The following is a 25267-nucleotide window of genomic DNA, read 5'->3' as shown; positions in this document are numbered from 1 at the left end:
CTCGTCATGTGAGGTCTCCTAGTTGCTATAGGGTCAAGAAGAATTTTGCCGGCTGGCTCGAAACCTATCAGGTGGCTGCAGCCCGGCGACGATTCAGGACGAATCCCCCGCCCACGGCCACAAGCATCAACAGTTGCGCGCCCATCGACTGGAATGTTGGAAAGATGCCGAGCATCGAAACGCGAATGCCGCCGGCAAACGGTGCGATGTCGATGATGCCTGCTTCCTGTAGCGCCGCCACGCCCTTGCCAGCGAGCACGATGGTGAGGATGGCCATCAGCCACGCGCTGTAGGCGAAGAATTTCGCGATCGGCAGGTCGCGGCTGTAGCGCAGCATCGCCCAGGCAATGAATCCGAGCAGCAAGACCGCCGAGCCCGCTCCCGCCAGCATCATGCCGCCATTGCCCTGCGTCCAGAGCGCGGCATAGAACAGGATCGTCTCGAACACCTCGCGATAGACGACGACGAAAGCGAGGCCGAACAGGAACCAGGCCGACTGCCGCGACAGCGCGCGCGACATCTTCTCGCGGATGTAGCGTTGCCATTGATCCGCCTGGGCTTTGCCATGCATCCAGATTCCCACGGAGAGCAGGACGACGGCCGCGAACAGCGATCCGAACCCTTCGGTCAGTTCGCGGCTCGCGCCGCTGATTCCGATCGCATAGGTCGCGATCGCCCAGGTCAGGGCGCCCACCGCCAGCGCGCCAATCCAGCCGGCATGGACATAGGGCAGCACTTCGGGCCGGTCGGCCTTGCGCAGGAAGGCAATCATCGCGACGACGATCAACAGCGCTTCAAGGCCCTCGCGCAGCAGGATGGTGAGAGCGCCGACGAAGGTCGATGCACTGCTCGCCGCGTCCGGAGACAGCGCAGCTTCCGCGTCATCGAACAGACCACCGAGCACCTGGACGCGGGTCGCCACCTCGTCGGCCGGGCGGCCTTGCTGGAGCGATGCGCGGAATTCGCCCATGGCGCTCTCGATATGCCCCATAAGCGTTGCGTCACGCGCGGTCAGCATGGGTTCGAGCGGCTCGAACCCGTCGAGATAGGCCGACAGCGCTAATTCCTGCGCCGCATGGCGATTGCCCGCGCGATAGGCCGCGAGGCTCTGCGCCAGCTTGCCCCGCGCCACGTCAAGCGAGCCCGGTGCCTGCTGAACCACGGCTTCGGGGTGGCGGCGCAGATAGGCTATGATCGCATCGGCCTGCTCGGGCCCCATGCTCTTGGCGAGCGTTTCCGGGGTCAGCCCGGCCAGTGCCGTCAGATCGGGAATCCTTTGGCGAAGGCTGGGATCGGCTTTCCATAGCCGTTCGCCCTCCTTAGCGGCCGCATCGGAAAAGGCGAAATGTCCCGCATAGAAAGCAAGCGCCCAGCGATCATCAGATGGCAGCGATGAGAAGCTTTGCATCGCCGTGCCGTCGATGCCCTGGTCAATCACCTGATAGAGCGCGAAGGGACTGCGCTGGCGGGCCCGGGCGACATCGGTGAACGCGATCGGCGGGGTGGCGAGCTTGGCGGCGTTCGGGCCACGACCATCGCCGGCCGCACCGTGGCAGCTCGCGCAATTCTGGGCGAAGAGCGTCGCGCCACGGGCGAAATCGGGTGCCTTGGCCGGAGCAAGCGGGACCGGATAGGCTTTCAGCAGATCGGCGGCGAGACCATGGGCAAGATCGGCAACCTGGCTCGGCGAGCCCTTGGCGGCAACGACCGCCTGAAGCCGTGTCGCGCCCTCGAGGAGCCGGGCGCGTTCAGGCGTTGGCGGCAGCGCCGCGAGGCGCGCGGAGACCGACGCCGCGAACTCGGTCATTTCAGCATATTCGGAGGCACTCTTGATCCTGCCTCCGGAGACCGCATCACCATAGTCGACCGCCATATAGTCTAGAAGCCGCCATGCGGTCTGGACATCCGCCGTTTCGGCCTGGGCGATGGCGCTTGCACCCAGTGTACAGAACACGGCACCAAGCACCGCCAACATGCGGAGCGCCCATCGGTGGCGTGAGGGCACTTGCACGCGAATCGGCAAAAGGCGGAGGCGGGACGGGGACGTAAACATCCTCCTCCTTTAGACCCTCTAGCAGCTAGAGGGTCAAGCAGTTTTGCGACTTGTTTGCATTAGCGTGACTGGCCGCAAAAAAATGATTCTGAGGCTACCCCGCCCCTCCTAACCGCCCGCCACGGAATCCGGCGCCAGGGTCTCGATGATCCGGCACTCGGAAATGGTGCCCTGCCCGCACTGGACGATAACGCTGCTCAGTTCGGATCTGAGGGTATTCAGATCCCGAAGCTTCCGGTCGATCTCGGCGAGATGTTCGCGGGCGATCGTGTCGACGGCCTTGCACGAAATGTCTTTCTGGTCCGCGAGCTTGAGAAGCTCCTGGACCTGGTCGATCGAGAAACCCAGCGCGCGTGCCCGGCGGATGAAGCTGAGCCGTGCGAGATGCTGCGCGGAATAGGCCCGATAATTGCCCTTCGTTCGCCCCGGCGGGGCAAGCAAGCCTACACTCTCATAGTAGCGAATTGTCTCGACCTTCGTCCCTGTCGCTTTCGCGAGCTTTCCAATGCTGAGTAGCTCGACGGACATATCGGTTGACCCTCTAGTGACTTCAGACTTTATAGAGGGCGTCATGTCGAAGAGTCGAGGTGACGATATGGTCGAGCAAACCGACGCGCACGCTATCGTGATGGGCCGCTGGTGGCGTTTCAAGGTCCACGGGCTCGACTGCCAGAATGAGGTTCGACTTCTCAAGGCAGTCCTCGTCCCGCTTGTCGGGGACGAGCAGCTGTTGTCGTTCCAGCCGAAGCGCGGTCTCCTCGATGTCGATGTCGAGTCCGGCATCGGAGTGGAGGCGCTGATCGCGGCCGTATCGACCACCGGAATGACAGCCGAATTGCAAACCGCGGATGCATTCGCGGAGGATAAAGTAGAGGCCGGCGGTTGCAGCAGCTGCTCGGGCGAACCGACGCCTGTCGAACAGATGCTTCCTGACCGTCCGAATAGCGTCATCTTCAAAATCCACGGCATGGACTGCGGTGACGAAGTCGCGGTGCTCAAGCGCGAAGTCGGGCCGGTCGTCGGGTTGGAGAAGCTATCGTTCGATCTCATCAATGGCCGCATGTCGGTCGCGGGTGCTACCGACGCCCTACATCACATCGAAATATTGAAGGCGGTCGAGCGCACCGGCATGCGCGCCGAGCTCTGGAAAGAAGGCGTGAACAGTGCCGGCGCGCAAGCCGAGCAGCGCCGGCGCCGCATCCAGGCGGCGCTGACGATCGCGAGCGGCGTGTTGGTCGTGGCGGGCTTTGCGATCCATGTCCGCGCGAGCGGCCTCGCCGCGGTGTTGCACGAGAGTCTGGCGCGGGAGGCTCATCCTCCCTTCCTCGCCATGCTCGCCTATTCGCTGGCGATCCTCTCGGCGGTTCGGTACGTCGCCCCCAAGGCGGTCCTCGCGGCACGGCGGCTCCGGCCGGACATGAACCTGCTCATGATCGTCGCGGTGGCGGGCGCCCTGGGCATCGGGCAATGGTTCGAAGCGGCGACCGTGGCGTTCTTCTTCGCGCTTGCTCTTGCCCTCGAGGCATGGAGCCTTGGACGTGCCCGCCGCGCCGTCGCGGCGCTCATGGACATCGCGCCCGACTCTGCCCGGATACGCGATGCCGCGGGTGTCGAGAAGGATGTGCCGGTCGCCGAGGTCGCGGTCGGAACGCAGGTGATCGTTCCGCCCGGCGGCAAGATTCCGCTCGATGGGCGCGTGGTCGCGGGGACCAGCGCGGTCGATCAGGCGCCGATTACAGGCGAAAGCGTACCCGTCACCGTCGAGCAAGGCGCAACGGTCTTTGCCGGGACCATCAACGGCATGGGCGCGATCGAGCTCATAACGACCCGGCCAGCCTCCGACACGACGCTCGCCCGTATCGTGCGGATGGTCGGTGAAGCGCAGAGCAAGCGTGCGCCGACCGAACAATGGGTGGAACGCTTCGCACGGATCTACACGCCGGTGGTGATGGTGCTTGCGCTGGCGGTGTTCCTCGTGCCGCCGCTTCTGCTCGGGGGCAGTTGGGCCGCCTGGTTTTATCAGGCGCTGGTGTTGCTTGTCATCGCCTGCCCCTGCGCCCTGGTTATCTCGACCCCCGTCAGCATCGTTGCGGGACTGACCGGCGCAGCCCGGCAGGGCGTGCTGGTCAAAGGCGGGGTCCATCTCGAAACCCCCGCTCGCATCACCGCGATCGCCATGGACAAGACGGGCACGCTCACGCTTGGACGTCCCAAGGTGATCGAACTGATCCCGCTTGGCGGCCGGCACGAACTTGAACTGCTGGCGGTTGCGGCTGCTATCGAAGCGCGAAGCGAGCACCCGATTGCGCGTGCGATCCTCGATGCCGCCGCGGAACGCGGCGTTGACGTGGTCCCCGCAAAGTCCGTAACGGCGTTGCCCGGCAAAGGCATCGTTGGCGTGATCGATGGTCGCGAGGCCTGGGTCGGGTCTCCCGGCTATCTTGGAGAGCGGCTTGGGAACGCAGCCGATGATGCGCTTGCCGTCCAATTGCATCGCATAGCCGGGGCTGGACTGACCGGGATCGTTGTCGGTGAGGCGGAGTCAGTCATCGGAGTGATTGCCGTCGGTGACGCGATGCGCCCCGAGGCCCGACAGATCGTAGCGCAACTGCATAAGCTCGGTATCGCGCAGATCGTCATGCTGACCGGAGACGGTCGTGCGCCTGCCGAGGCCATCGCGCGCGATACCGGCGTGGATGAGGTTCACTCCGAGCTGCTTCCCGAACAGAAGGTCCAGGCGATTGAAAGGCTGGTAGCACAGCACGGCCTGGTCGCCATGGTTGGTGACGGCGTCAATGATGCGCCGGCGATGGCGCGCTCGGGCCTCGGCATCGCCATGGGCGCGATTGGCAGCGATGCGGCGATCGAGACGGCGGATATCGCGCTGATGCAGGACGATCTCTCTCGCCTGCCGTGGCTCATCCGGCATTCGAGGGCGACGCTCGCCGTCATCCGGCAGAACATCGGCTTCTCGCTGGGGATAAAACTCGTTTTCGCAGGCTTGACGCTGCTTGGCATGGCGTCGCTCTGGGGCGCGATCGCTGCGGATGTCGGCGCCTCCCTCCTGGTCGTGCTCAATGGCATGCGTCTTGTCGGTCGCGATCAGCGGGTCCGATAATCCGGTTGCCCAGGCAGCGAAGCAACGATCTAAGCTCACCCACCATCCAATAGGACCGCACTGCTATGACCGGACAATGTGCCGCGGGCGTCGATACGGGCTTCGTGACACTGGGCTATGCCAAGGTCGCATTCTTGGGCGTGGTGCAAGGTATCACCGAACTCCTGCCGATTTCATCGACCGCCCATATGCGCGTCGTGCCGGCCCTCTTGGGCTGGCGAGATCCCGGCTCGGCTTTTTCGGCCGCGATGCAACTCGCCGCGCTCGCCGCCGTGGTCAGTTATTTCTGGCAGGATGTCCGCCGCTTGGCGGTCGGTTCCGTGTCGGCGATCGGCCGTCGGCAGTTCGCCGATCCCGATCTCCGTCTGGCGATCTGGATCGCGCTCGCCACGGTTCCGATCGTGCTGGCGGGTGCTCTGCTGTCCAACAGCCTCAACACATGTAACTCGCCCTTTCGCGCCCTGCCCGTGATTGGCTGGGCTTGCATCGCGATGGCGGTGCTGATGGCTCTGAGCGAGATTCTGGCGCGCCACAGCCGCAGCGTTGAGAAGGCATCGCTGGTTGACGCGCTGGTCGTCGGGCTCGCGCAGGTCGGTGCCCTTATTCCAGGCGTATCGCGCTCAGGATCAACGCTCACCGCCGCGCTCGCGCTCGGATTTAAGCGCGAGGAAGCGGCCCGCTTCTCGTTTCTGCTGGGCATTCCGGCTATCGCTCTCGCCGGATCGAAGGAACTATGGGAGCTGCACAAAGCCCATCTCGACATGCATGGCTGGTCCGTTCTCGCGCTCGGCCTGCTTGTCGCGTCCGTTTCGGCATTCGCCGCGATCTGGGCGCTGATGCGTGTCCTTGAGCGGTTCTCCGCCTGGCCGTTCGTCATCTATCGGGGTATGCTGGGCGTTCTTCTGCTCGTTGCGACCGCCAACGCCAGGCTCGTTTAAATGGGGCGGCTTTGACAGGCCGCGCCAGAGGCGTCGCTAGCCCGGAAATCTCACACTGCCGTTTGGCCTGAGTGTGCTGGGCGCTTTCGCGGCCTTTTCGAGGTTCGCGGAGGCCGTCGAGAGGTTTGGCGGCAGCCCAACGGAGCATTTCGAGCTTTGCAGGGCGAGTGCCACCGTTCCCGGGGGTGGCGGGTGGATCGAGACGGCAGGCTGTGGACCGTGCGCTGTCTGGTTCGTCAGCGCGCAGCGGCGGTTCGCAAGGCAAGATGGGCAAGAGCCCCGCGGAAGAATTTCTTAGGCTGACCGCCCAAAAAAGAGAGCCCAACGCGAATGATACGCATCTCCGTCTGTCATGGACCTGTCCGACTTCGCCGGGCCGACCCCGATCGCGTAATTTCCTAGCCGAAAACGGTAATCGGCAACGAACGACTTTCGTCCGGCGCCTGTTCAACGGATATAGAACAGCCCACGGGGCCTTTAGATAAATCAGGCAGTCTGCCTTTCAGTCCGGCGCCATCAGTAACAGATATGGACTGATTTCAAGCCCTTTCGCGATCCTCTCGATATTGTCGATCGACACATTGCGCTCGCCGCGTTCGACGCCACCAAAATAGGTTCGATCCATTTCGATCTCGAGAGCAAAATCCTGCTGGCTCATACCTGTCGCCAGGCGACACCGACGGATGTTCGTCGCCAGGACATTTCGAAGAGAGCCAGGATGCGTTCGTTTCACGCCACATAAATCGAACTTAGATGGTTATAAGGCGACGGGTTTTAAGTATCATTTAACCCGGCTCGCATTAATAGCACTTCGATGACACTCATGCTGTCGGAACGATGAATGACGCCCGCGCGTCCTAAATGATGCGCTAAGCTGAAGAGACTTCAGGCCAAAATGGTCACAATAAAGTGCAAATAAGTAGCTTCGAAACGCACACGTTAGCAGAGACTTAAATGCAGACGCGTATCGTAGTCGATAGTCCCCTTCCCATCAAACTTTCGAATCATCAGGTCGGTCATTGCTAGGCTTACGAAACATCATCCTTGAAATGATCGCAAAGGGGGCCGACCTCACGGCGACCATGGACCGCTTATGCCTTGAAATCGAGGCACTTGCGCCAGAGGTGACCTGCTCGGTCCTGTCAGTCGATCGCGATGGTTTCCTTCATCCCCTGTCCGCACCCGGCTTGCCCGAGGAATTCTCCGCTGCACTTGACGGACTGATGATCGGCCCCGATGTCGGATCCTGCGGCAGCGCCCCCTATCTTCGCAAGCCAGTCGTCGTCACCGACATTGGCTGTGATCCGCGCTGGACCGATTTTCGGGAGGCGGCACTGCTGCTCGGCTTTCGAGCCTGCTGGTCCACACCGATATACGGTGAATTGGACCGGGTAATCGGCACGTTCGCCCTCTATTGCCGCCAACCACGCGCGCCGAGTGAGGAAGAGAAAGCCATAGTCGAGGCATCGACGCACCTCTGCTCCATAGCGCTCGAACGTCATGAGCGCGTGGTGGAACGCGAACGAAGGGCGAGCTTCGACCTGTTGACAGGACTTGGCAATCGATCCGCATTCGGGACGGCGCTCTCACTATTGCCTTGCGACAAGCCTGGAACATGGGCCTTGCTGATCCTCGACCTCGACAACCTCAAGGTCGTCAACGACGGTTTCGGGCACCATGCCGGCGATCTCCTGATCCAGGCAGCGGCGCGGCGAACCGAAGAGTGCGCCGCCCCGAACCGCGTCTTCAGGATCGGCGGCGATGAAATCGCCATCATCTTGCGAACCCCGGAGGCGCTGCATGATCTCGACGGCTTTGCTGCGCGCCTTCTTGCATGCCTGACGCAGCCGCTCGATTGCAACGGGCACTCTGTCGTGCCCAAGGCCACCATCGGGGGAGCCGTCTTCGGCCCCGGCGACCGGGGTCCCGAGACAGTACGGCAGAATGCGGACTTCGCGCTCTATCATGCGAAGGAAACCGGCCGGGGCGGCTTCGTGCGATATTGGCCAGGCATCGACACGCGCATCATCCACCGCATCGCCGCCATCCGGGACGTCGATGCCGCATTACGCGAGAGCAGGGTCGAGGCGCATTACCAACCTATAGTCCGGCTCGACACGCGAGAAATCGTCGCGATGGAGGCGCTGTGCCGGTTGAGAATGGCCAACGGCGGTCTCCTCGCCGCCGCGGCATTTCGCGAAGCCACTGCCGACATCCATGTCGCCTCGGAACTGACGCAACGGATGCTCGAAATCGTGGCAAGCGACATGCGGCACTGGCGGGATCGCTCCATCCCGCTTGAACATATCGGAATCAATGTGTCTCTGGCCGATTTTCATGGCGGGCAACTCGACAAGCAGATCGCATCGGCGCTCGCCGACCATGACCTCCCCCTCGGGCACCTGGTGATAGAAGTCACTGAAAGTGCCTATCCGGCTTTGCGGGACAAGGCGCTTCTCGAAGCTATCGACACGCTCCGCCAGAAGGGATTGAGAGTGGCGCTCGACGATTTCGGAACGGGCGGCGGGCTTCTGATGCCATTGCTTACGATGCCCGTCGACATGATCAAGATCGATCAAGTGCTGGTCGACCGTCTTGCGCCCGACGGCGCGGGCGCGGCGGTGATCGGCGGTCTGCTCCACACCGCGCGCGAGCTCGACATTCCGGTCGTTGCCGAAGGAGTCGAGAGTGAGGCGCAGGCGGCCCATCTGGCGCAACTGGGATGCCGGCTCGGCCAGGGTTATTTCTATTCGCGGCCGCTTGACTGCGAGGCTGCAACCAGCCTGTTGCTGTCTGCCAGGAGCGCAACCGTGCCTATGCGCGTGGGAAGGCCCGGACTGTAAGAAGATTACAGGTGCGGTATGCGTCACTTACCAGATGATGTGGTCGCGGATCAGTTCGATGGGGTTCGCACCAGCCCAAATCCCAGCACCCTCGTTGCAGAGCTTCCAGCTTCCGCACCAAGGGGCCTTCCAGACCCCGTTGGCCGGGACGAAGCTACGATGGCGGCGCCGAAGATGTTTCGACCAAATCGGCGCTGCATGTGACGCGACACGCTTTGCGCATAGCGTCGCTGCCGCCAAGCAGTCGGACTATGATAAACACCGACCGCTTTCCAGAAGTCGCCCGTCGTCCTCAATGCCGACAGGAATATCCACCGCGCTGCCCCGGCATTGAAGCAGGCATCGTGCATCAGCCAGGCGCGAACCTCGGTCTGCGAACGCCCGACAAGTGCGGCGATCTTCGGCACCCACCAACTGTTGATCTGCAGGGGGCCAAGATCGTGCGAGCCGTTGGTGTTGCGAACCTCGGCGCCGATCCACCCGCCTTCCTGATCGCGCAGGCCCCAAAGCGTCTTTTCGAGCCACGCTTTTCCGCCTGCGGCTTGCCGGATGCATTCGGCGATCCGTGCTTCCCCGTTGGCCGTGCCGCGCGCCTGGGCCGGTATTGCAACGGACAGGACGACACTCGCGCAAAGGGGCAAAGTCAGCCTGCTTATCGGGGAAAGACAAATTGCATTCAGTCGGAAGGAGTTCATCGTGCTCGTCCTTGGCTTGGGGACTTGTCCGGCTATCGATCGAAGCCGTGATCGGGCTGGGATTGAGGCTGAGGTTGAAATTCAGGCTGGGGCTGATGATCCGGCTGACCGTGGGCGGGTTCGGTCCGCGTGTTCACCCGGGATGTGCGGCCATCTTCGAGGTCAGGGCCTGTCCTGCGATCAATCACGGATTGCAGAACACGATCCAGAATCTCGCCGATCCCGCGCGCACCCTCGGCGATCCGTTCGCCCAGACCTTCGGGGGATCGATTGCGGTCAAGCTGCCGTTCAAGCGCACGGTTGCGCCGTTCCTGCCGGTTGCGCAGCTGCTCGTCGCGGGCGAGGGCCAGACGATCCGCATGACGATCGGCATAGGCCCGCATGCTATCCTTGTGGAGGCGGCCCAGCCCCTCAAGCGCCGAGTTCTTCTCGCCCGATCGCTGCTCCAGCTTTTCGACGAGGCGTTTTTCATCCTCGGTCCAGAGCTTCACGCCCAACCGTGCGCGGGTGATCGCGGTGTAATAGTTCTGCCCGTTGACCAGCGACGAATTGACCGGCGCCAGCACATAAACGCGCGCATAGGTTTTCGACTGCGCCGAATAGACCGTCTCGGCATAGCCATGATCCCAGGTCTTGTGCTCGCCAAGATCAATGGTCTGGACGCGGTCGTTCCGATCCCAGCGGATGGTCGCCTGCGTACCCTCCAGCTTCTCCACGGTCCCGCGCTCGGCATTCTTGAGACCGAGATCCTTGTTTACCAGACGCCACTGGATACGGTCACCCGCCGCTAGGTCCCGCTCCTCACGGTTGAACACATTAATCTGACGCGCCTGCCCCAACCGGGGATCCCAACGAACCATCCGGCCGTTCTCGTCGGCGAGACGAACCACCTGACGGCCACCGGCATCGCGCCCGATCCCGATTACGCGATATTCGGTGTCGCGGGCGATCCCGGCGACGGCGAGATCGCGCGCGAATGTCACCACTTGGCCGCCCGAATAGAAGCGCGCGAAATGCTTCTCCTGATCGGAAAGCCCTGCCGGCGTCAGGATCGCAAGCCGGGTATCCTCGGCCGCGATCGCGCTTTCGGATTTGAGCGTCTCACGGATCTTCGTATTGACGATCAGCCGCGTGGCGTTTTCCAGAACGAGAATATTGGTGGTGGCACGGGTTTCGGGCTTCAGCCGGGTCCATTCGCCAACCAGGCCCCTGGCCAGGCTTTCCGCGTCGGTGCCGCTCACCACCTTGTCGAGTTTCTCGAGCGAGGCTGCGTAGTCACCGGAGCGCGCGGCAGTTACCGCCGCCTTCATCGCACGGGTCTCCTGGCGCATCGATTCGGTGAGCTCGGCGGTGGGCAGCCCAAGCCGCTGGAGCAGCCAGAAGGGCTTGCCCTGCTCGATCGCACCGGTCTGCTTGTTGTCGCCGAGCAAGATCAGCCGCGCGCCCGTCACCCGGCTGATTTCGAGCACGCGCCGTGCCTGCCGGTTCCCCAATTGACCGGCCTCGTCGAGCACCAGCACATGGGCCTCGGTGAGCCCATGACCGCCGCTCGCGAGCAGGCTCGCGACCGTGCGGGATTCGACGCCGGCGCTCTTCCCGAGATTGGCGGCAGCCGACGATGTGGGGGCAAGCGCGACGAACTGGGTGCCCGGCTCGGCAGATTCCTTGAGTACCTGTACCAGCATCGACTTGCCGGCACCCGCCACCCCGTGCAGCCCCGTCACCCGGTCGCGCGACAGGCCAAGCGTTACCAGCGCACGATCCTGTGCCGAGGTAAGCCCGGCACGTTCGAGCACACCAAGCAGCCGGTCGGAGGAGGCGATCGGCCGGGCGTCGTCCAGCGCCAGCGCGAGCTCGCGGACCAGCGACTGCTCGAGCCGGGCGCTGCGCCGCGTGGTTCGTCCCCGCGCCAGAACCTGATCGCCGGTCTGGGCGCGGGCCGCAAGGAGCTTGCGGCGTTCCTCGTGCCCCGCAATCAACGGACGGATATCGGAGAAACGCACCTCGCCCACGTGGCTCGCCAAGGCATGGCGATAGAGCGTCCCGAGGTTCGACACCGCTTCGCGGGTCTCGGTCTGGCGGATGCCGAACAGCGCGGCGCGGCTGGCAGTGAAGGGATCGGGTTCTATTTGCTCGCCGGTCCCTTCCCGGCTTCTTTCCGTAGCCTTCGCCTGCACTCTGACCAGATCCTCGGCATAGGGCCTCGCGCGCTCGGTCCATTGCCCGCGCAGCTCCTCGAGGCCGACCTTCGCTTTGGCTCCCCGCGTCTGATAGAAGGAGGCGCGCCGGGCCGCCTGCCCGGTCAGGCCATGTTCTTTTGCATGGGCATCGATCTGCTCGGCGCGCTGCGAGGTCTCGCGAATAAAATCCTTGGGCACGCCGGTGATCTCGAACAGCCCCCTTCTCGGATCGAAATCGATCCCGAAGCCCTGTTCGCGCAAGGTGTGGGCGAGCTCGTTGCGGTAGATCTGGCCAGCGACCATCTGCTCGGCGAACATCGCCCGGGTCTCGAGGCTCGCCATCGGCGCGCCCTCCCCGCCGTTGGTCATATTGAGCACAACAACATGGGTATGAAGATGCGGGTCGAGCTCACGGCTGGCATGCTCGGTGAACCGCGCGAACAGCAACCGCCCGGTCGTCTCGTGGACTATCTCGCCCGCTTCCCGGCGGCGGAGCGCGGCATGTTCTTCGAGGTAGGCGAGCGCCGTGGTGACGGCCCGTTCATGCGCGGCGATGATCCGATCGTCGCCCGCGACCAGCGCCATGATCGAGACCGACTTGGGGGCATTGACGGCAAAATCCCATCCGGGGTGATGCTGGATTTCGCCGCCCATGCGGTGACGGCCGAGCTGCTGGCCCGCGACCCGGCCGGCCAGCAGTTCTTCGAACATGTGCGGGTCTACCTTGCCCGAGAGCCCAAGTTCAGGTGCGAGCCTGCCGCCCCATTCGCTGGGTTCCTCTCCGCCCTTGGTATAATAGTCGCCCACCGTATAGTAGCGGGCGATATTGCCGGACGTACCCTTGAGGCGGCGCGGATGGATCATGCCGGCTTCGCCTTGCGGGCAGGTCCGTTCTCGCGGTCATAGACGTCGATCTCGATGCGCTGGTGCCCGCGCCGCGGCGCCAGCGTGAAGTCCTGAACAGGTTTCGGCGGCTCGGTGGGTGTTTTGGGCGGCGTGACCGGCGGGGTTTCCGGTCCACTGACAGGCTTGTGATCGCCCTCGCTTGCGCCCTCTGGCAGCGGCGTGAACAAGTCCGTTTGGGGCGGGTTCATGGTTGGTTCGCCGGTCGGTTTCTGCCTCCGTTTGGGCCGCGCGGTTTTGGCTTTCGGAGCCGGCTGCGGCTCCGCCTGGCTATGAATAGCAGCGATGATCGCCTGCCCTTCGCTGTCACGCAGCGGCGGCGTATCGCGCTCGATAAACCCTTCCGCCAAGGTCTGCACGGTGTTGAACCGGTCTTCGAACCGGACCACCGGCAGGTTGCGCCCGAACCGGAGATAGCCGCAGAGGTTGGGAAGGTTTGTGACCTCGGTGTGCATCACCAGCGGGCGGGTCACCTGCATGCGGCTGAGGTTGACACCGTCGCGCATGTCGTTGACGCCGTAGGACATGCCCTCATTGGCCTCGACCTGCTCGACCTGCCCCAGATTTTCCGAAACATGTTTGGCGGTTGGGGTGTCGTTCGCCCTCAGCGCCACCCAGGTCGAGCAGTAGCCGGTGATCGCGGCGGCATCCTGAATCCCGTAGGTCGCTTCCAATTGCGGATAGGACTGGAACCCCAATATGCCGCAGCCGCCATATTTGCGGGCTCGCGCGAGGAAATCCGAAAGCGAGGGTAGTTTCTGTAAAGAAGGCAGTTCGTCGATGACGCAATAGAGCCGCCGCTTGCGGTCGGGCGTGAGGCTCATGATCGCCGAGATGGCGATGTCGAGCCAGACCGTAATCAGGGGTCGCAGCGAAGGAAGCTGGTCGGCCTTTACGGTGATGAACAGCCAGTTGTCGCCCTCCTCATTGGTCACCCAGTCGCGGATCGAGAGGCCCTTCCTTGTGTCGTCGAGGTAGGAGAAGCTGCGCATCACCGAGGCGAGCTCGGCCTGGATACCGGCCGAGGTCCGCTCCCCCTCGAGGCTGATGAAAGCCGCGGCATCGGTGCCGGCGGCGAAGGCGGCAAGGTCCTTAAGCTTGGATCGCAGCAGCCGGTCGAGCAGGACCGAGACCAGCATCTCCCCTTCCCGGGCGAGCTTCCTCAGCACTGCCACCAGCGTGCCGCGCGAGGCCTTGGCCCAGAAGGGATCGCCGTGCTTTTCGGGGATCGTCGACTCCGCGATCTGGTCGTAATGATAGTCGCGCGGCACATCGCCCCAGGGCGACCATTTGGCGGTGCGCATGTCGAGCGGATTGAGGATGATGTCCTTGCCCGGCCGGTAGAATTTCTCGACGAAAGTGCCGGCGGTGTCGTATATGATCGCCCGCTTGCCCTTTGCACGGATCCCTTCGAGCATCTTGACGATGAGGTTGGTCTTGCCAGTGCCGGGTGCTCCGCACAGGAGGATATGCTCGGGCTCGTAGGCGTCAGGGACAGGGACACCGCCGATCGCGAAGCTCCCCTTCTTCTGCCGCCAGAGCAGCCGCCGCACTTCGCGAACGCTGCCGAAGCGCGCGCCGCGGATATATTCGTTGGAACCGAGGCCCCGCCCCGTCCGGGTGAACGAGAACCAGGCGATCGCGAGCGCGGCAAGAGCGAACAGGCCGGAGATGATCGCGCCGTGGATCAGGTATAATTCAAAGGCGTGAAGGGTCTTCTTGGCGAGCCCGGACGCAAGCAGCCAGTCGGCCGAGGTCCAGTATTGCTGCCCCGCCGGGGTCTTGAACAGCACCGGATCGTTGGTGCCGGGCGCGGCATCGGCCTTGAAGCTCGCCTCGACCAGTTTGGTCACGACATAGCGCTCGTAGGGCGTCGATTTCTCCAGCGCATACCAGACGATCCCCATCACCCAGAGCACCAGGCAGGCGGTCATGGTCTGGAAGAAGACCTGGGTAGTCATGCGGACATTGTGGACGATCGACTGACCGCCGCGAGTCCAGCTGCCCAGCGTGTCGTTGCGGAATATGCTCATGATCGGGGCTCCTGAGGGTCATGCGGGTGGAGACGATACGTGCGGGCGCCCATGTTGAAGAGCGGCGGGAAGCCGGCAGCTGACGGCAGAACCGGGGAATGAAACACTTGCCTGTTCGATCTGTACGACAGGCCGAGACGTCGCTTGGCAGGTCCGCTCACCGGTCCTGCTCCGGATCGAGCAGGCCCCGTTCGCGCAGGACCGCCTTGGCATCCTGCATTCCCCGCTCGAGCAGCTGCGGAGAGCGCTCGCCGATCGAGGTCGCGACCAGGGTCAGGATCTGGATGACGATCCCGAGCAGTTCGTCCTGCGAGGAATAGATGTAGCGCCCGCGCGGGTCGGCGGCCTGCGCCAGGACCGAACGAACGAAATCGGAAAGGGACAGATTGGCGCCCTGCGCGCGGCGCTGGAGACTGAGATAAAGGGTGTCGTCCACCCGAACACTTATTCTGTGCATGCCGTTGCTCCGAAGTGGAGCCCGGCGACAGAATGTCATGAAGCGAGCGCATCAATAGCGTAAGCCTCGAGAAAACTCAAGAAAATCAGATGTCAGCCATGGCACCCGGCGCAAAGGCGCGGAAAATCGCGATTCTGCGCGAGGCCGGTTTGCTACGGGGTGACATGGATGCCGGAGGGCCGGTCCAGCGGGTGCCATGGCACCCAACACAACTCCTTGAACAAGCGCGGTAAATCGCCGCAGCACCCGTGCGTACGGTGCATTACAAAACGGCCACGGCCGTGCGTCTTTTCTTGCGCAGCGATTTCTCGCTGCGTCGCCTCGTCCCGGAAGGGGCGCGGCTCCCCCGAAGGGGTTTTGTCCTCCCGCCGGCGGCACGCCGGCAGGCTGATCCATGTGGGCAAAAGGGGGAAACGATGACGTCATGACACAACGTCGATCCGGGGGATTGCATGAGCAATTCCATGCTCCGATATTGGGGGCGGCGGGCAGACCATCCCCAAGGATGATCGACATGCCCAAGATGACCGACAGAGAACGCCTTGCCGACCTCGAAGCGCGCCAGCGCAAGATGGGCGAAGAGGTGGAAAAGACCCGCCGGAACTTACGCGGAAAATATGCCCAACTGGTTCCCGAGCTTGCGGTTGAACAGCTTACTGAACGCGAGTTCCGCGATGTGATCACCGCCGCCATTCGGGTGGGCGGCGCAGCCGCAATCGCTGCGCTCAAGCCCCTGCCCGATGCGAGCGCCACTCCTCAATCTACCCCCGCGAACAATCAAAAATCATCCCGCAGGGATGGCCCAGCGACGAGCATGGCGTAGCCACGCGCAGGAGGCCGGAGCCGCTCTTCGCGGCTTCGCATCGCCGCCGCGACGGACCCGGGCCGCAGGTCCGGGCTCCCGAGCGGGGGCGACCTCCATGCAGGCAAAAAAAGGGACCGGCCGGACGAATGCCCGACCGGTCCCACACCCTTATCTCACGCCGCGGCCTGCGCTGTCCGCTGGTCCTTGAGGGCGAAGAAGCGCGCGGGGATGCGCTTCGCCCTCACCTCCCGAGCCAGATGCGACTGCAGCCCGGACCCTTCGCAGACGATCGCTTCGACCGGACGCAGGTTCAGGAGCTGTTCGTTCCGGGCGAACCCTGCGCGCTTCCCCAGACGCCGGTCGAGCGTGAAGGCTATGAGCATGGTCCCGCTCTTTGCCGCCCAGGCAGCGGCAATGGCGTCGCACCCCTTGTCCTGCGCGGTCGTCGCCAGCACCATCCCCGGAATGCGCGCCTTCACACCGTCGAGCGTTTCGGTCAGCAGCGCGTGATCCTCCCAGACCTGCCCCCCTGAGAAGACCACCACCGGGCCCTGCGGGGCATGCGCCTCCGCCTTCCTCATCCGGCGCGCGGCGAGGAAGTCCTGCGCCGCGATGACCGAGGCGGTGCGCTTCGAGGAAACCAGCGATCCCTTCGGGCTGGACCAGGGCCGCCCGGTCTCGGCGAGATAGGTGGCTGCGGCATAATCGCGCATGCAGGCGACCGCTTCGCGCGCCTCGTCGAGGGACTGGCAGAGGAGCTGGGCTTCCTCGAGTTCCCCCATCATCACCTCGCTGCCGTCGGCGCTGTGCACCAGATCCTTGATCTTGACTGCGGCCCGGTCGGCCTCGCCATCGAGCTGGTCGGCGACCTTGTGGAAGCTGTGAACGATCCCCCAGGCAAGCCGCGCCGCCACACTTTCCAGCCTGGTATCGCGCAGCACGTCGAACATCGTGCGCACCAGCATTTCGGTAGCGAGCTGGGCTTCGGTTGCGTCCGGCATGTCGGCGGTCAGTTCTTCCTCACCGAACCCCATGCGGCTCGTCTCCTGCGCGCCTTCGAATGCTGCGCTGAAGCTGTCGGTCGTCACCATGGTTTCGGCGGCGATGAGGTCGGCGATTTCTGCGAAGTCACGGATCGTGCGGGTCGTCGTGGTCATGTCTGCCTCCTTGAATTGATTGAAAGAGGCATTTTCAAAGGCACGGGCTGTGAGCGCCGGGGTCAAGGATCGCGAAGCGACCGCGCAGCGGCGATGGGGGTCACGATTTTCTTTGGCGCTGCGCAAACGTCCGAAACAGAGCACTGCCGCCCGCCCGCCAAAGAAAATGGTGGGGCCCCGTCGTCCTTGAGGCCGGTGCTGTCCCCGTGCCAAACTTGGACTTGTTGGTAGAGAGAATTATACACCCACCTCGCCCCACGCACCCGAGGACCAGCACGGGCTCGATGCCCGTGTTGGCCCTGTTTGCGCCGACGCTGCGACCCCGAATCCCACCGTAAATTGGCGACGATCCAGCCATCGCAATGAGCGTGACAAGGCGGTGGAGTGGCTCCCCCATAGCATAAAAATGGGCCGGCACGCGGCAACCGCGTCCGGCCCAGCATCGTTGCCATCGGGAGCAAATGCGGAGGCGGAGAAACTTCGTCCCGCACCGGCGTCGAGCGATTAGGCCCGCATCCTCCGCACCGCGCTGTCGGCGACCTGATCAACCTTGCGGAAGGCATGGATCGGAACATTGGCCTGCCGCAGCGTCTGGTAGAGATTGGCTTGCAACCCCGAGCCTTCGCACAGCAAAGCCTCGACCGGCTTAAGCTCGGCGAGCTTGCGGTTGCGCGTAAAGGCGGTCTTGCGCCCATTGCCATAGAGGCCATAGGCGACGAGCGGCACGCCGTTTTCGCTCCGCGCCGCCCAGGCGGCGGCAATGGCATCCGCTCCCTTGCGCTGCCCAGTCGTCACCAGCGTCATATGGGGAATGCGCTGCTTGATCTCATCGAGCTTGGCCCAGAGTGTCTCCCAGTCGTGCCATTGGGCAGGCCCGGAAAACACCACGATGGGTCCCCTCGGCATGTGCTTCTCGCGGGTCGCGAGTTCACGGGCGCGCAGGAAATCGAGCGCGGCGATCTGGCTCGCGGTCGAGGCCGAGGATGCCTTGCTGCCGCGCGCCGCCGACCAGGGCCAACCCGACAGAACGCGGTACATTTCGGCGGCATAGTCGCGCATGCATTCGATCGCCTCGCGCTGTTCTGCGACCGACTGACAGAGGATCTGCTTCTCCTCCATCTCGCTGTTGTAGACCTCGCTCATGTCGGGATGACGGGCCATGTCCCCGACTTCCTGTGCCAAGGCATCCTCGCGCCGTTCGAGCTTGCCGGCGACGAAGTGGAAGCTGTTGACGAAGCCCCAGGCGATTTCCGCTGCGAGCGGCTCAAGCCGGGTTCCGGCGAACAGGTCGAAGATGGTGGCGACGATGCCGCCACATTCGGCCTGCGCGGCGAAGGGGTCGGGCATCTCATGCTCGCCGGGCTGCTCGCCCGGTTCGATGATCGACATGGCAAGCGGATCGCCGAACGCCGCCTGGAATTCGGGGGTGGCGGTCATCTCGGCGTAAAGTTCCTTGAGGTCGGGAAAGCTGCTGACGCTGCGCGCTGCGGGTGAACTGGCCATGGGTCTGGCTCCTTGACGGGAAAGGGAAATGAAAAAGGGCCAGAGGCGACTGGCGCCCCCGGCCCTTCGGCTGGCCGCCCAGGTCAGAACGGCAGGTCTTCGCCATCCTCGGCGCCAGCGCCCGCCCCCATCAGCGCGCCATCGTTGCCCGCCGTGCTGTCGCCGAAGCCGCCCTCGGACCGCTGGTCGTAAGAGCGCTGCGACGTGCCGAAGCCACCGCCGAACTCGGCGCGCACGGTCTCGCGACGCCAGGCGATGGTGAAGCCGCCATCCTCGGTCGGGAACAACGCGACGGGCAGCGGCTCGGGCAGGCCCGGGTCGTCGACCGTGCCAGCGAGGAAGGCTTCGCCGGTCTTCTTCGAGAAGGCTTCCCACAGCGCCCCGATCTGCACCCAGCGCCGAGCGACGTTGAGCGCGAGGATCTCGTAGACCGGCGCGCGGTCACTCATGCTTTCGACCTTGCGCAGGCCGATGCGGGGCAGGTCGATGGTACGCGTGGCGATGGAACCGGTCAGACGGCCGTTCACATTCCGGATTTCACCAATGTTCATGATCTCAACTCCTTCGATAATGTCGCTCTCGAACCATTTCTTCGCGACACCCTCTTCAAACCGCCTCTTCTCTAGGGACCCGGCCTTGCCGCCCGCACGGAGCGGGAGTTGTCGCACTTCCCTTCCCGCATGCCCCGGCCTCACCCATCGAACCGCCCGCGCCACCTCGACGGGCTGGCGCCCGAACCCCGTCATGGCTATTATGCGGGCATGGACTCGACGACGCTCCGCACCGTGGCCGACCTCGCCCGCAAGCGTGCCGCACGCGGTTGCTCGGGAGCGCAGGGCGATGGTCTGATGCGGCTTGGCGCTGCGCGCGCCCTCAACCAGCTCGCCGCCGATCTCGAAGCCAGCGCCACCGAATTCGAGCGGCGTCCCGCTTCGCGCCGCTCCCGCGCCTGACTCCATTCGTCTTCAGCACGGTGCATGGAATCTCATGCACATTCGCGCGGCAACACACCGCACCATCCCCCCTCGCCCCGCGGCAGGGATATAAGTCCGTCAGGAGCGAGACCCGCGAGAGCGGGGCTCGAGGCGCAGCCCGTTAGCCCGGTGCCCGCGCAGCGGGCAGCAGCCCTTCCCCTCAATCCGCTTCACAAACCGCCCAACGACCACAACCATGCGAACGGCAATCTGTGCCCCGCACATACGGAAGCAGGCGGAACACCAATCGAATGATGCCGAGGTGGGTCCGCAGAGCAGGAGGGGATGGAGTTCTCAGCGCAGCGGCATGGTCGGCGGACAGCATGACGGGCCTGCCGCGCAGTGAACCGTGCCCAATATGACTTGTCCAGTCGCAGGCCGATGAAGGCCAATCTCAGGCGCTGGCGAGACCGATCCAGGTCAGCGACAAACGATCAGCCCCAGACAGTTCGCCTTCGACGACAACGTCTTGGCCATCGAAATTCGAGAGATCGTCGGACGCCGTGAGGTAGAACAGCTTCTCCTCGGCCGTCTCGAGCATGGCGCTACGGCCATTCAGACGAAACCGCCCCGTCATACGGCGATAGGCATTGTTGCTGCGGCTTGCCATCACAGGTGCCGGTAACAAGGCATGACCTGCCAATGCGTGGCAGCGGCGCCGGAACGGGAATCGACTCGTTGAATGACCATGATGCTCTGTCGTTTGGCACGGCGTGGCAGGCAAGCCTATTCCCGTGGCCGTCACCCGGCGACGCAAGCGGCATACTCGCAGAAAATGGCCCGACCGGGAGGCATCAGCGCCTCCCCGTTCGGGATACTGGGTTATCCGTAGCGGATTATGCGGTTGAGCGGATACTGGTTAACAGCGCATCCTACTTTGTAGGGCGCTGAAGGCTACCCGGCCCCGGCCTCCAGAACCTCGGGAGCGGAAGGCATCAGCGCCGCCCACCCGCGCCCCTAGAGCCTCCCCCTCAAACTTGATTCGCCCGCGTAGCAAGCACATATCGGGATCAAGAAAGGACTATTCCGATGGCGATCAAAAAGCAACCGGCGGCCAACGCCGACCTGCGCACCAATGAAAAGAAGTGGTCCAAGCCGCTCATGGATGCCGGCTGGACCGCGTTGCCCAGCGTTATCATCGAAAACCAGAAGCAGCTTGGCCTCTCCCCGCTCGACCTCAACATCGTGCTCTACCTGGCGAGCAAGTGGTGGACGCCGGAAGGCAAGCCGTTTCCTTCCAAGAGCACGATGGCAAAAGCCATGGACGTGCACCCCCGCACGATCCAGAAGCATGTCGCGGCGCTGGAAGGCGCTGGCTACATCCGCCGTGAAGAGCGGCGCACGGAGACGGGCAGCAAGACGAACGTCTATCACCTCGACGGCCTGATCAAGGCCGCCAGGCCGTTCGCAGAAGAGAAGTTGGCCGAGATGAAAGACAAGGCCGAAATGGCAAAGCGGCGACAGAACCGCCGCGGCGCACCCAAGCTACGCCTGGTGAAGGGCGAGGAGTAGAACCGAAGTCATGTCTGCCCATGAACAAGCGCCGCCGCCCAAGGTCGCGCCGCGCCTGGTCGGCGCGCCGAAGATCAGGCAACTGCTCTGGTGCGATTTTCCGCAGGACGCCCAGCTGCCGGAATTCTGGAAGCGTCGACCAGTGATCATCCTGTCTTACCGCAACACACTGCACGGGGCGGTCACCGCCGTCCCTTGTTCGACGCAGGCCCAGCCGGGAAACAACTGGGCGTTTCCCTTGCAGACCACGATCGACGGCCGGGCGGCATGGGCGATCTGCGACAAGATCACCAGCGTTGCCGTCAGCAGACTCCTTCCCGACAAGGGCGGTATCGTCAGGATGCCTCAGGTCGAGTTCGACGACATGATGCGGCTTGTGCTAGCATGGCTCCCGGTGCCCGCAGCGCCTCCCGCCCCGTAGTTTTTAATTGCATGTTCATACCCTGACACCTATATGGGGAGCACAGGCGGCCTCCCTCAGGAGTGTCCGTTTCCCGCAAGGGAACTAAATGCCAAGGCAGTCCGAAAGGGCTGCCTTTGGTTTTTTGGGGCTCAGGCAACTGCAGGATGGACCGGGAGAAATCGGGTCTTCGCAGGCCAGTGCATATTGGCTCCAGCCCGGCAACGCTCCGCTCAGGCAGTTCCCAACGTCTCGGGCAGAACGGCCAGATGCACCGGCCGGTGCGAGCCCAGCGTCTCGACCAGTCGGGCTTCGGCCTGGACGAGATCATCGAGTGTCTCGAAGGCCTCGCTGGTGTAGGCACCGCGGGCGAAATGTTCGTCCTGTGCCGGGACCATTATCGCATAGTCCGCAGGCCAGCGACAAAGCATCAGCCAGGGCCATTCCGGACGGGGCGGCGGGTAACGAGCGACGACGATGTCATCGGCTCGAAGCGCGGAAAGACGATGATCGAACAGGTCGGGCACGACTAGGCGCGATCGTTCCATTGCGAGGAAGGCCGTTATTTCCGCATATTCAGCGTCGGTCTCGAGGATCACGGGGTAATAGCGCCCCAGAGGGAGGCTCGGTGACGCGTAGACGGGCGGAATGTCGATGAGAAGCACGTCGGGCATGGTCGCAAGCGGGCGGCCGTACAATGCCCGCCGGGCGGCAAGGTCGTCGAGAAGGCGCATTGTTTACTGCTTCGAGCTGGCCGGCCATGCCGGTCAAGCTGAATTCAGGCCAATCCTGCCCGTTCACATAACGGGCGAAGACCGGGATCATGCGGTTGCGGGACTCCCAACCGACTTCATTTCCGCAGGTCCGCAATACCCAGTTCCGCCCACATCCATGAGAAGTCGTAGCTGGCCATGGGATCGCATGAGCCCTGCGTCCTCGCTGTGCCATGCTCCAGATATTTAAGCCATTCAGCGACTTTCGTGCGGCCAGCCTTGGTGCGGGCAAGCGCGCGCGGGGTCTTGCCGCCCAGCATGGGAACCGGCTCATCCAGCGCGCTGGCATATTCGCGGTCGAGCATGGCGTGGACGATACGCTCCATGTCCTGCGGGTCGAGTTCCGGCTCTTCCTGATGCGGGCCATGGTGAGCGTCGTCGTTCAGCATCTGCTCCAGTGTGCGGATTTCGGTCAGCGGAGTACCCACCAGGGCATCCAGCCAATGCGACAACTGCATCCTGGCGCTCTCGGCCCGTTCGGCGCTGTTGACCTCGATGGCCACACGCCGGCCTTCCAGCGCGATCGTGCCGAACACCGGCGTGCCATCGTCCATGGTGCTGGTAATGCGCTGGCTGCCGGTCGGAACGGCGCGCGTTCGCCTGTTCCCACCAGCACGTAAGAGCCAGTTCCAGAATTTGGGACCGGCGGTTTCGAGATCGGCGATCGCATCCAGCCTTTGCGCGATGTCCCTTTGGGTCGCCCCCTTGGCGATGGGAAAGACGATGCGGTGAAACACCACGTCCTCTCCATCGGCATTGACCAGTTCGGGCAAGCCGGATCTGGCCGAGGCACCAAGACAGTCCCGCAGCCACATGGCGGTGAACAGCGGGGCAGTGTGGCGCAGCAACTGGTCGCGATCGGTCACGTCGAAGCCGGCGTCCGGATCGGGAGATGCGGAAAGCCGCGCAAAGGCCGCGATCAGTTCGGCGCTGGCTTCCGGTCCGAACGACAGCAGTGCGCCCGAAATACCATGGGTTGCGCGCACTTCGACGACCCGTGCGGCGATGCGGTCCCAGTTGACCAGCGTCTGTGTCGCGCTCCGCTCATGCACGGTGACGGGTTCGGCATCTCGCAGCAGGTCGCGCAGCTTCATCGACTGGCCCGGGACGACCTCGCTCACTTCGTAGAGCGACATCACCGAATGGCGCAGCGCCCGCATATAAGCCTTGCTGGGTGCCTTCTCGTTCCAGCCCCGGCGCTTGAGGTAGTCCTCGACCAGGTTGAGCCCGTCGGGTCCGATCTCTTGTGTCAGCAGATCCTCGAAGGCGCAGCCCCAGAGGTTTCCTTCCCAATGCGACCCGATCCGGTCGAAAAGCGCCTCGGGATCGAGCCCGGCATCTTCCAGGACTGGGCCAAGATGAGCGGACAAGGTCTCGTCCATTGCTTCGGCCCAGGGTGAGCGGTCGGCATATTTGATGAGACCGGCAATATCGTAGGTGGCTTTGGTCTTGGACATTGAACGGGTTTTCCTCACGGGAAGGACATTTCGCAACAGGTTGGCTGAGTGGTCCATCGGATGGTGACGATCCCGGCCCCACGCTGTTGGCGACTACACATGGTCTTGGCAGTCTATTCCGGCCAGCAGCATGTGGGCAGCGCATCTCCCGATTGTACGCAGGATATCAGGCGACCAGCGCCAGGATTTGCTCGTCCCGTTGGGGTGCTCGGCTGGTCGTACGGAACGGCTGAACCGGATTGCCTGTTCTCACGATGAATTGGCTCCTGCCGCTTTGCCCACGCTTTCTTAGCGCGACTGCGTATGCGTGCTCGAACGACGCGAGCCGCTGGCGTCGTGGGGACAGCAATGGCTCAAGCTCCGCGTAGGGCATGTTGCATCTCCAGATAGGATGGCGAGCAGGGCGACGATCGGCTCGCGAGCGATCAGTTTGGCCAGGAAGACTGATCCTTGGGCAGGCGTCCGTCGGGATCGTGAACCCCCAGCCGATCGTCAGCTGTCAGATTGGAATTGAAGATCACGAGATTGGTCCCACCCGGATGCCGGATCGAGGGAAAGAGAATGCCCTTGTGGCCGGCGGAAATGACCTGATCCGCCAATATCCAGGAGGGCGGCGTCACCTTGTCGATCCGGAGCATCCGCCGCCAGGAGCAGTCCCACTCCGCCCATCCGTCCGCCCAATGAGCGGGGTCATAGCCGCCCGACAGATCAACGACGCCGTCGACCGAAAGGATATAGCTCGCCAACATCGCCGGCGGGACGAGCGATGAATCCTGCCGGTACTCTTCCAAAGCGGTTTGCGGGGCTCGGGCGAGATAAAGCGCTTCGACGCCGATGCGATTGAAACGACCGCCTTCGGCCGCCGCGCCCGCACCGCTCAAAGGCACGTAGGCCCATTTGGGGGTGAGGTAGCGGTAGAAGACGTCATCGGGACCAAGCGTGGCGATCTTCACCCGCTGGCGCCGTTCTCAAGATCGCGCAGATGCGCCATCACCGCGTCGGAATGGCCCTCAGCGACAAGTTCGGCGGCGGTCTTGTGATCGTAATCGGCGATCGGCTCGTTGCGATACCAGAAGATCGCCTTCGACACGTCACCGGTCAGCGTGGCGGCTGCGGAAATGACCCTCACCATCTCGCGAAGCTTGTCCTGCAGACGTTCCGAAGCCGGGTTGCGCAAGGTATTGCGGTGAACTCCGGCCAGATTGGCGAGACCCGCGACCTGTACCCCCAATGCGGCGGAAAACCGCTTGGGCGAGATATAGGGCGTGCGCGGCTCTTGCAGGCTTTCGACGAACCCCGATATGGCAGTGGTGCGCCGCTCCATCGATACAGCGTTCATGGTTACCTCCTTTGACCAAGAGTATTTGCACATAATATGCACATTTTCAAGGCTCGTCCACGCCCATCGGCGCAATGAATTCGTCGCGTAGACCGAAGATGTGGTCAGCGGATAGCCACGGCCGTGG

General features: G+C 63.5%; 22 protein-coding genes. 7 read left to right on the top strand and 15 right to left on the bottom strand.

Annotated elements, in window-relative coordinates; all coding sequences use genetic code 11:
- Positions 1–67: 67 nt before the first annotated feature.
- The gene (locus NZK81_RS11140; RefSeq protein WP_041559380.1) at positions 68–2017 is read right to left on the bottom strand and encodes an FTR1 family protein; all 1950 of its coding nucleotides are present in this window, start codon (positions 2015–2017) and stop codon (positions 68–70) included.
- Between the two features lie 144 nt (positions 2018–2161).
- Positions 2162–2581, bottom strand: a complete 420-nt coding sequence (locus NZK81_RS11135) for a MerR family transcriptional regulator (RefSeq protein WP_013833391.1) — start codon at positions 2579–2581, stop codon at positions 2162–2164.
- On the opposite strand from NZK81_RS11135, the gene NZK81_RS11130 reads away from it, so the two are divergent.
- Positions 2559–5171, top strand: coding sequence for a heavy metal translocating P-type ATPase (locus NZK81_RS11130; protein WP_260046167.1), 2613 nt, complete (start codon positions 2559–2561; stop codon positions 5169–5171). The two genes, NZK81_RS11135 and NZK81_RS11130, sit on opposite strands and share 23 nt — an antisense overlap.
- A 104-nt stretch (positions 5172–5275) precedes the next feature.
- Positions 5276–6109, top strand: a complete 834-nt coding sequence (locus tag NZK81_RS11125; protein ID WP_232512418.1) for an undecaprenyl-diphosphate phosphatase — start codon at positions 5276–5278, stop codon at positions 6107–6109.
- 502 nt (positions 6110–6611) lie between these two features.
- Here the strand turns inward: NZK81_RS11125 and NZK81_RS11120 are convergent.
- Positions 6612–6842, bottom strand: a complete 231-nt coding sequence (locus NZK81_RS11120; protein WP_013833388.1) for a helix-turn-helix domain-containing protein — start codon at positions 6840–6842, stop codon at positions 6612–6614.
- Between the two features lie 316 nt (positions 6843–7158).
- Here NZK81_RS11120 and NZK81_RS11115 point away from each other — a divergent pair, with 316 nt between their 5' ends.
- A complete protein-coding gene (locus NZK81_RS11115; RefSeq protein ID WP_051010052.1) occupies positions 7159–8952 on the top strand; it encodes a putative bifunctional diguanylate cyclase/phosphodiesterase in 1794 nt (597 codons plus the stop codon).
- A 50-nt stretch (positions 8953–9002) separates the two neighbouring features.
- Here NZK81_RS11115 and NZK81_RS11110 read toward each other — a convergent pair whose 3' ends face one another.
- From NZK81_RS11110 to NZK81_RS11095, 4 genes are all read right to left on the bottom strand, one after another.
- Positions 9003–9647, bottom strand: coding sequence for a lytic transglycosylase domain-containing protein (locus NZK81_RS11110; RefSeq protein ID WP_013833386.1), 645 nt, complete (start codon positions 9645–9647; stop codon positions 9003–9005).
- A gap of 32 nt (positions 9648–9679) precedes the next feature.
- Positions 9680–12691, bottom strand: a complete 3012-nt coding sequence (gene mobF, locus NZK81_RS11105; protein WP_013833385.1) for a MobF family relaxase — start codon at positions 12689–12691, stop codon at positions 9680–9682.
- Positions 12688–14763, bottom strand: a complete 2076-nt coding sequence (locus NZK81_RS11100; protein WP_013833384.1) for a type IV secretion system DNA-binding domain-containing protein — start codon at positions 14761–14763, stop codon at positions 12688–12690. Before NZK81_RS11100 ends, mobF begins: the two co-directional genes overlap by 4 nt.
- 157 nt (positions 14764–14920) lie before the next feature.
- Positions 14921–15199: a CopG family transcriptional regulator gene (locus tag NZK81_RS11095; protein WP_148275115.1), complete on the bottom strand. Its 279-nt coding sequence runs from the start codon at positions 15197–15199 to the stop codon at positions 14921–14923.
- 535 nt (positions 15200–15734) lie between these two features.
- Between NZK81_RS11095 and NZK81_RS11090 the strand changes: the two genes are divergently transcribed.
- A complete protein-coding gene (locus NZK81_RS11090) occupies positions 15735–16043 on the top strand; it encodes a hypothetical protein (protein ID WP_041559377.1) in 309 nt (102 codons plus the stop codon).
- A gap of 155 nt (positions 16044–16198) precedes the next feature.
- On the opposite strand, the gene NZK81_RS11085 is transcribed toward NZK81_RS11090, so the two are convergent.
- The 3 genes from NZK81_RS11085 to NZK81_RS11075 all read right to left on the bottom strand — a co-directional run bounded on the left by NZK81_RS11085 (position 16199) and on the right by NZK81_RS11075 (position 19236).
- Positions 16199–17182: a DUF2493 domain-containing protein gene (locus NZK81_RS11085; protein WP_013833381.1), complete on the bottom strand. Its 984-nt coding sequence runs from the start codon at positions 17180–17182 to the stop codon at positions 16199–16201.
- A gap of 504 nt (positions 17183–17686) precedes the next feature.
- Positions 17687–18685, bottom strand: coding sequence for a DUF2493 domain-containing protein (locus NZK81_RS11080; RefSeq protein WP_013833380.1), 999 nt, complete (start codon positions 18683–18685; stop codon positions 17687–17689).
- Positions 18686–18768: 83 nt separating this feature from the next.
- The gene (locus NZK81_RS11075) at positions 18769–19236 is read right to left on the bottom strand and encodes a DUF736 domain-containing protein (RefSeq protein ID WP_041559376.1); all 468 of its coding nucleotides are present in this window, start codon (positions 19234–19236) and stop codon (positions 18769–18771) included.
- A gap of 129 nt (positions 19237–19365) precedes the next feature.
- Between NZK81_RS11075 and NZK81_RS11070 the strand changes: the two genes are divergently transcribed.
- A complete protein-coding gene (locus tag NZK81_RS11070; protein WP_041558952.1) occupies positions 19366–19638 on the top strand; it encodes a hypothetical protein in 273 nt (90 codons plus the stop codon).
- Positions 19639–20053: 415 nt separating this feature from the next.
- Here NZK81_RS11070 and NZK81_RS11065 read toward each other — a convergent pair whose 3' ends face one another.
- Positions 20054–20269 carry a DUF5818 domain-containing protein gene (locus NZK81_RS11065; RefSeq protein WP_041558951.1) on the bottom strand — a complete coding sequence of 72 codons (216 nt, stop codon included), beginning with the start codon at positions 20267–20269 and terminating at the stop codon, positions 20054–20056.
- 419 nt (positions 20270–20688) lie between these two features.
- Between NZK81_RS11065 and NZK81_RS11060 the strand changes: the two genes are divergently transcribed.
- Both NZK81_RS11060 and NZK81_RS11055 read left to right on the top strand, forming a co-directional pair.
- Positions 20689–21171 carry a helix-turn-helix domain-containing protein gene (locus tag NZK81_RS11060; RefSeq protein ID WP_013833377.1) on the top strand — a complete coding sequence of 161 codons (483 nt, stop codon included), beginning with the start codon at positions 20689–20691 and terminating at the stop codon, positions 21169–21171.
- A 10-nt stretch (positions 21172–21181) separates the two neighbouring features.
- Positions 21182–21592, top strand: coding sequence for a type II toxin-antitoxin system PemK/MazF family toxin (locus NZK81_RS11055; protein WP_013833376.1), 411 nt, complete (start codon positions 21182–21184; stop codon positions 21590–21592).
- A gap of 212 nt (positions 21593–21804) precedes the next feature.
- On the opposite strand, the gene NZK81_RS11050 is transcribed toward NZK81_RS11055, so the two are convergent.
- From NZK81_RS11050 to NZK81_RS11030, 4 genes are all read right to left on the bottom strand, one after another.
- Positions 21805–22305, bottom strand: a complete 501-nt coding sequence (locus tag NZK81_RS11050) for a hypothetical protein (protein WP_013833375.1) — start codon at positions 22303–22305, stop codon at positions 21805–21807.
- Between the two features lie 116 nt (positions 22306–22421).
- A complete protein-coding gene (locus NZK81_RS11045) occupies positions 22422–23801 on the bottom strand; it encodes a DUF7986 domain-containing protein (RefSeq protein ID WP_013833374.1) in 1380 nt (459 codons plus the stop codon).
- Positions 23802–24226: 425 nt separating this feature from the next.
- Complete coding sequence (locus NZK81_RS11035) at positions 24227–24754, bottom strand: RES family NAD+ phosphorylase (RefSeq protein WP_013833373.1); 528 nt, start codon at positions 24752–24754, stop codon at positions 24227–24229.
- On the bottom strand, positions 24751–25140 hold the full coding sequence (locus NZK81_RS11030; RefSeq protein WP_198409095.1) for a hypothetical protein: 390 nt from the start codon (positions 25138–25140) through the stop codon (positions 24751–24753). Before NZK81_RS11030 ends, NZK81_RS11035 begins: the two co-directional genes overlap by 4 nt.
- Between the last annotated feature and the right edge of the window lie 127 nt (positions 25141–25267).

The sequence above is a fragment of the Novosphingobium mangrovisedimenti genome (assembly GCF_025153475.1).
In the GTDB taxonomy this organism is placed as follows: domain Bacteria; phylum Pseudomonadota; class Alphaproteobacteria; order Sphingomonadales; family Sphingomonadaceae; genus Novosphingobium; species Novosphingobium mangrovi_A.
Note: the sequence above shows the minus strand (reverse complement) of the source record. Positions and strands in the feature narration are given on the sequence as shown.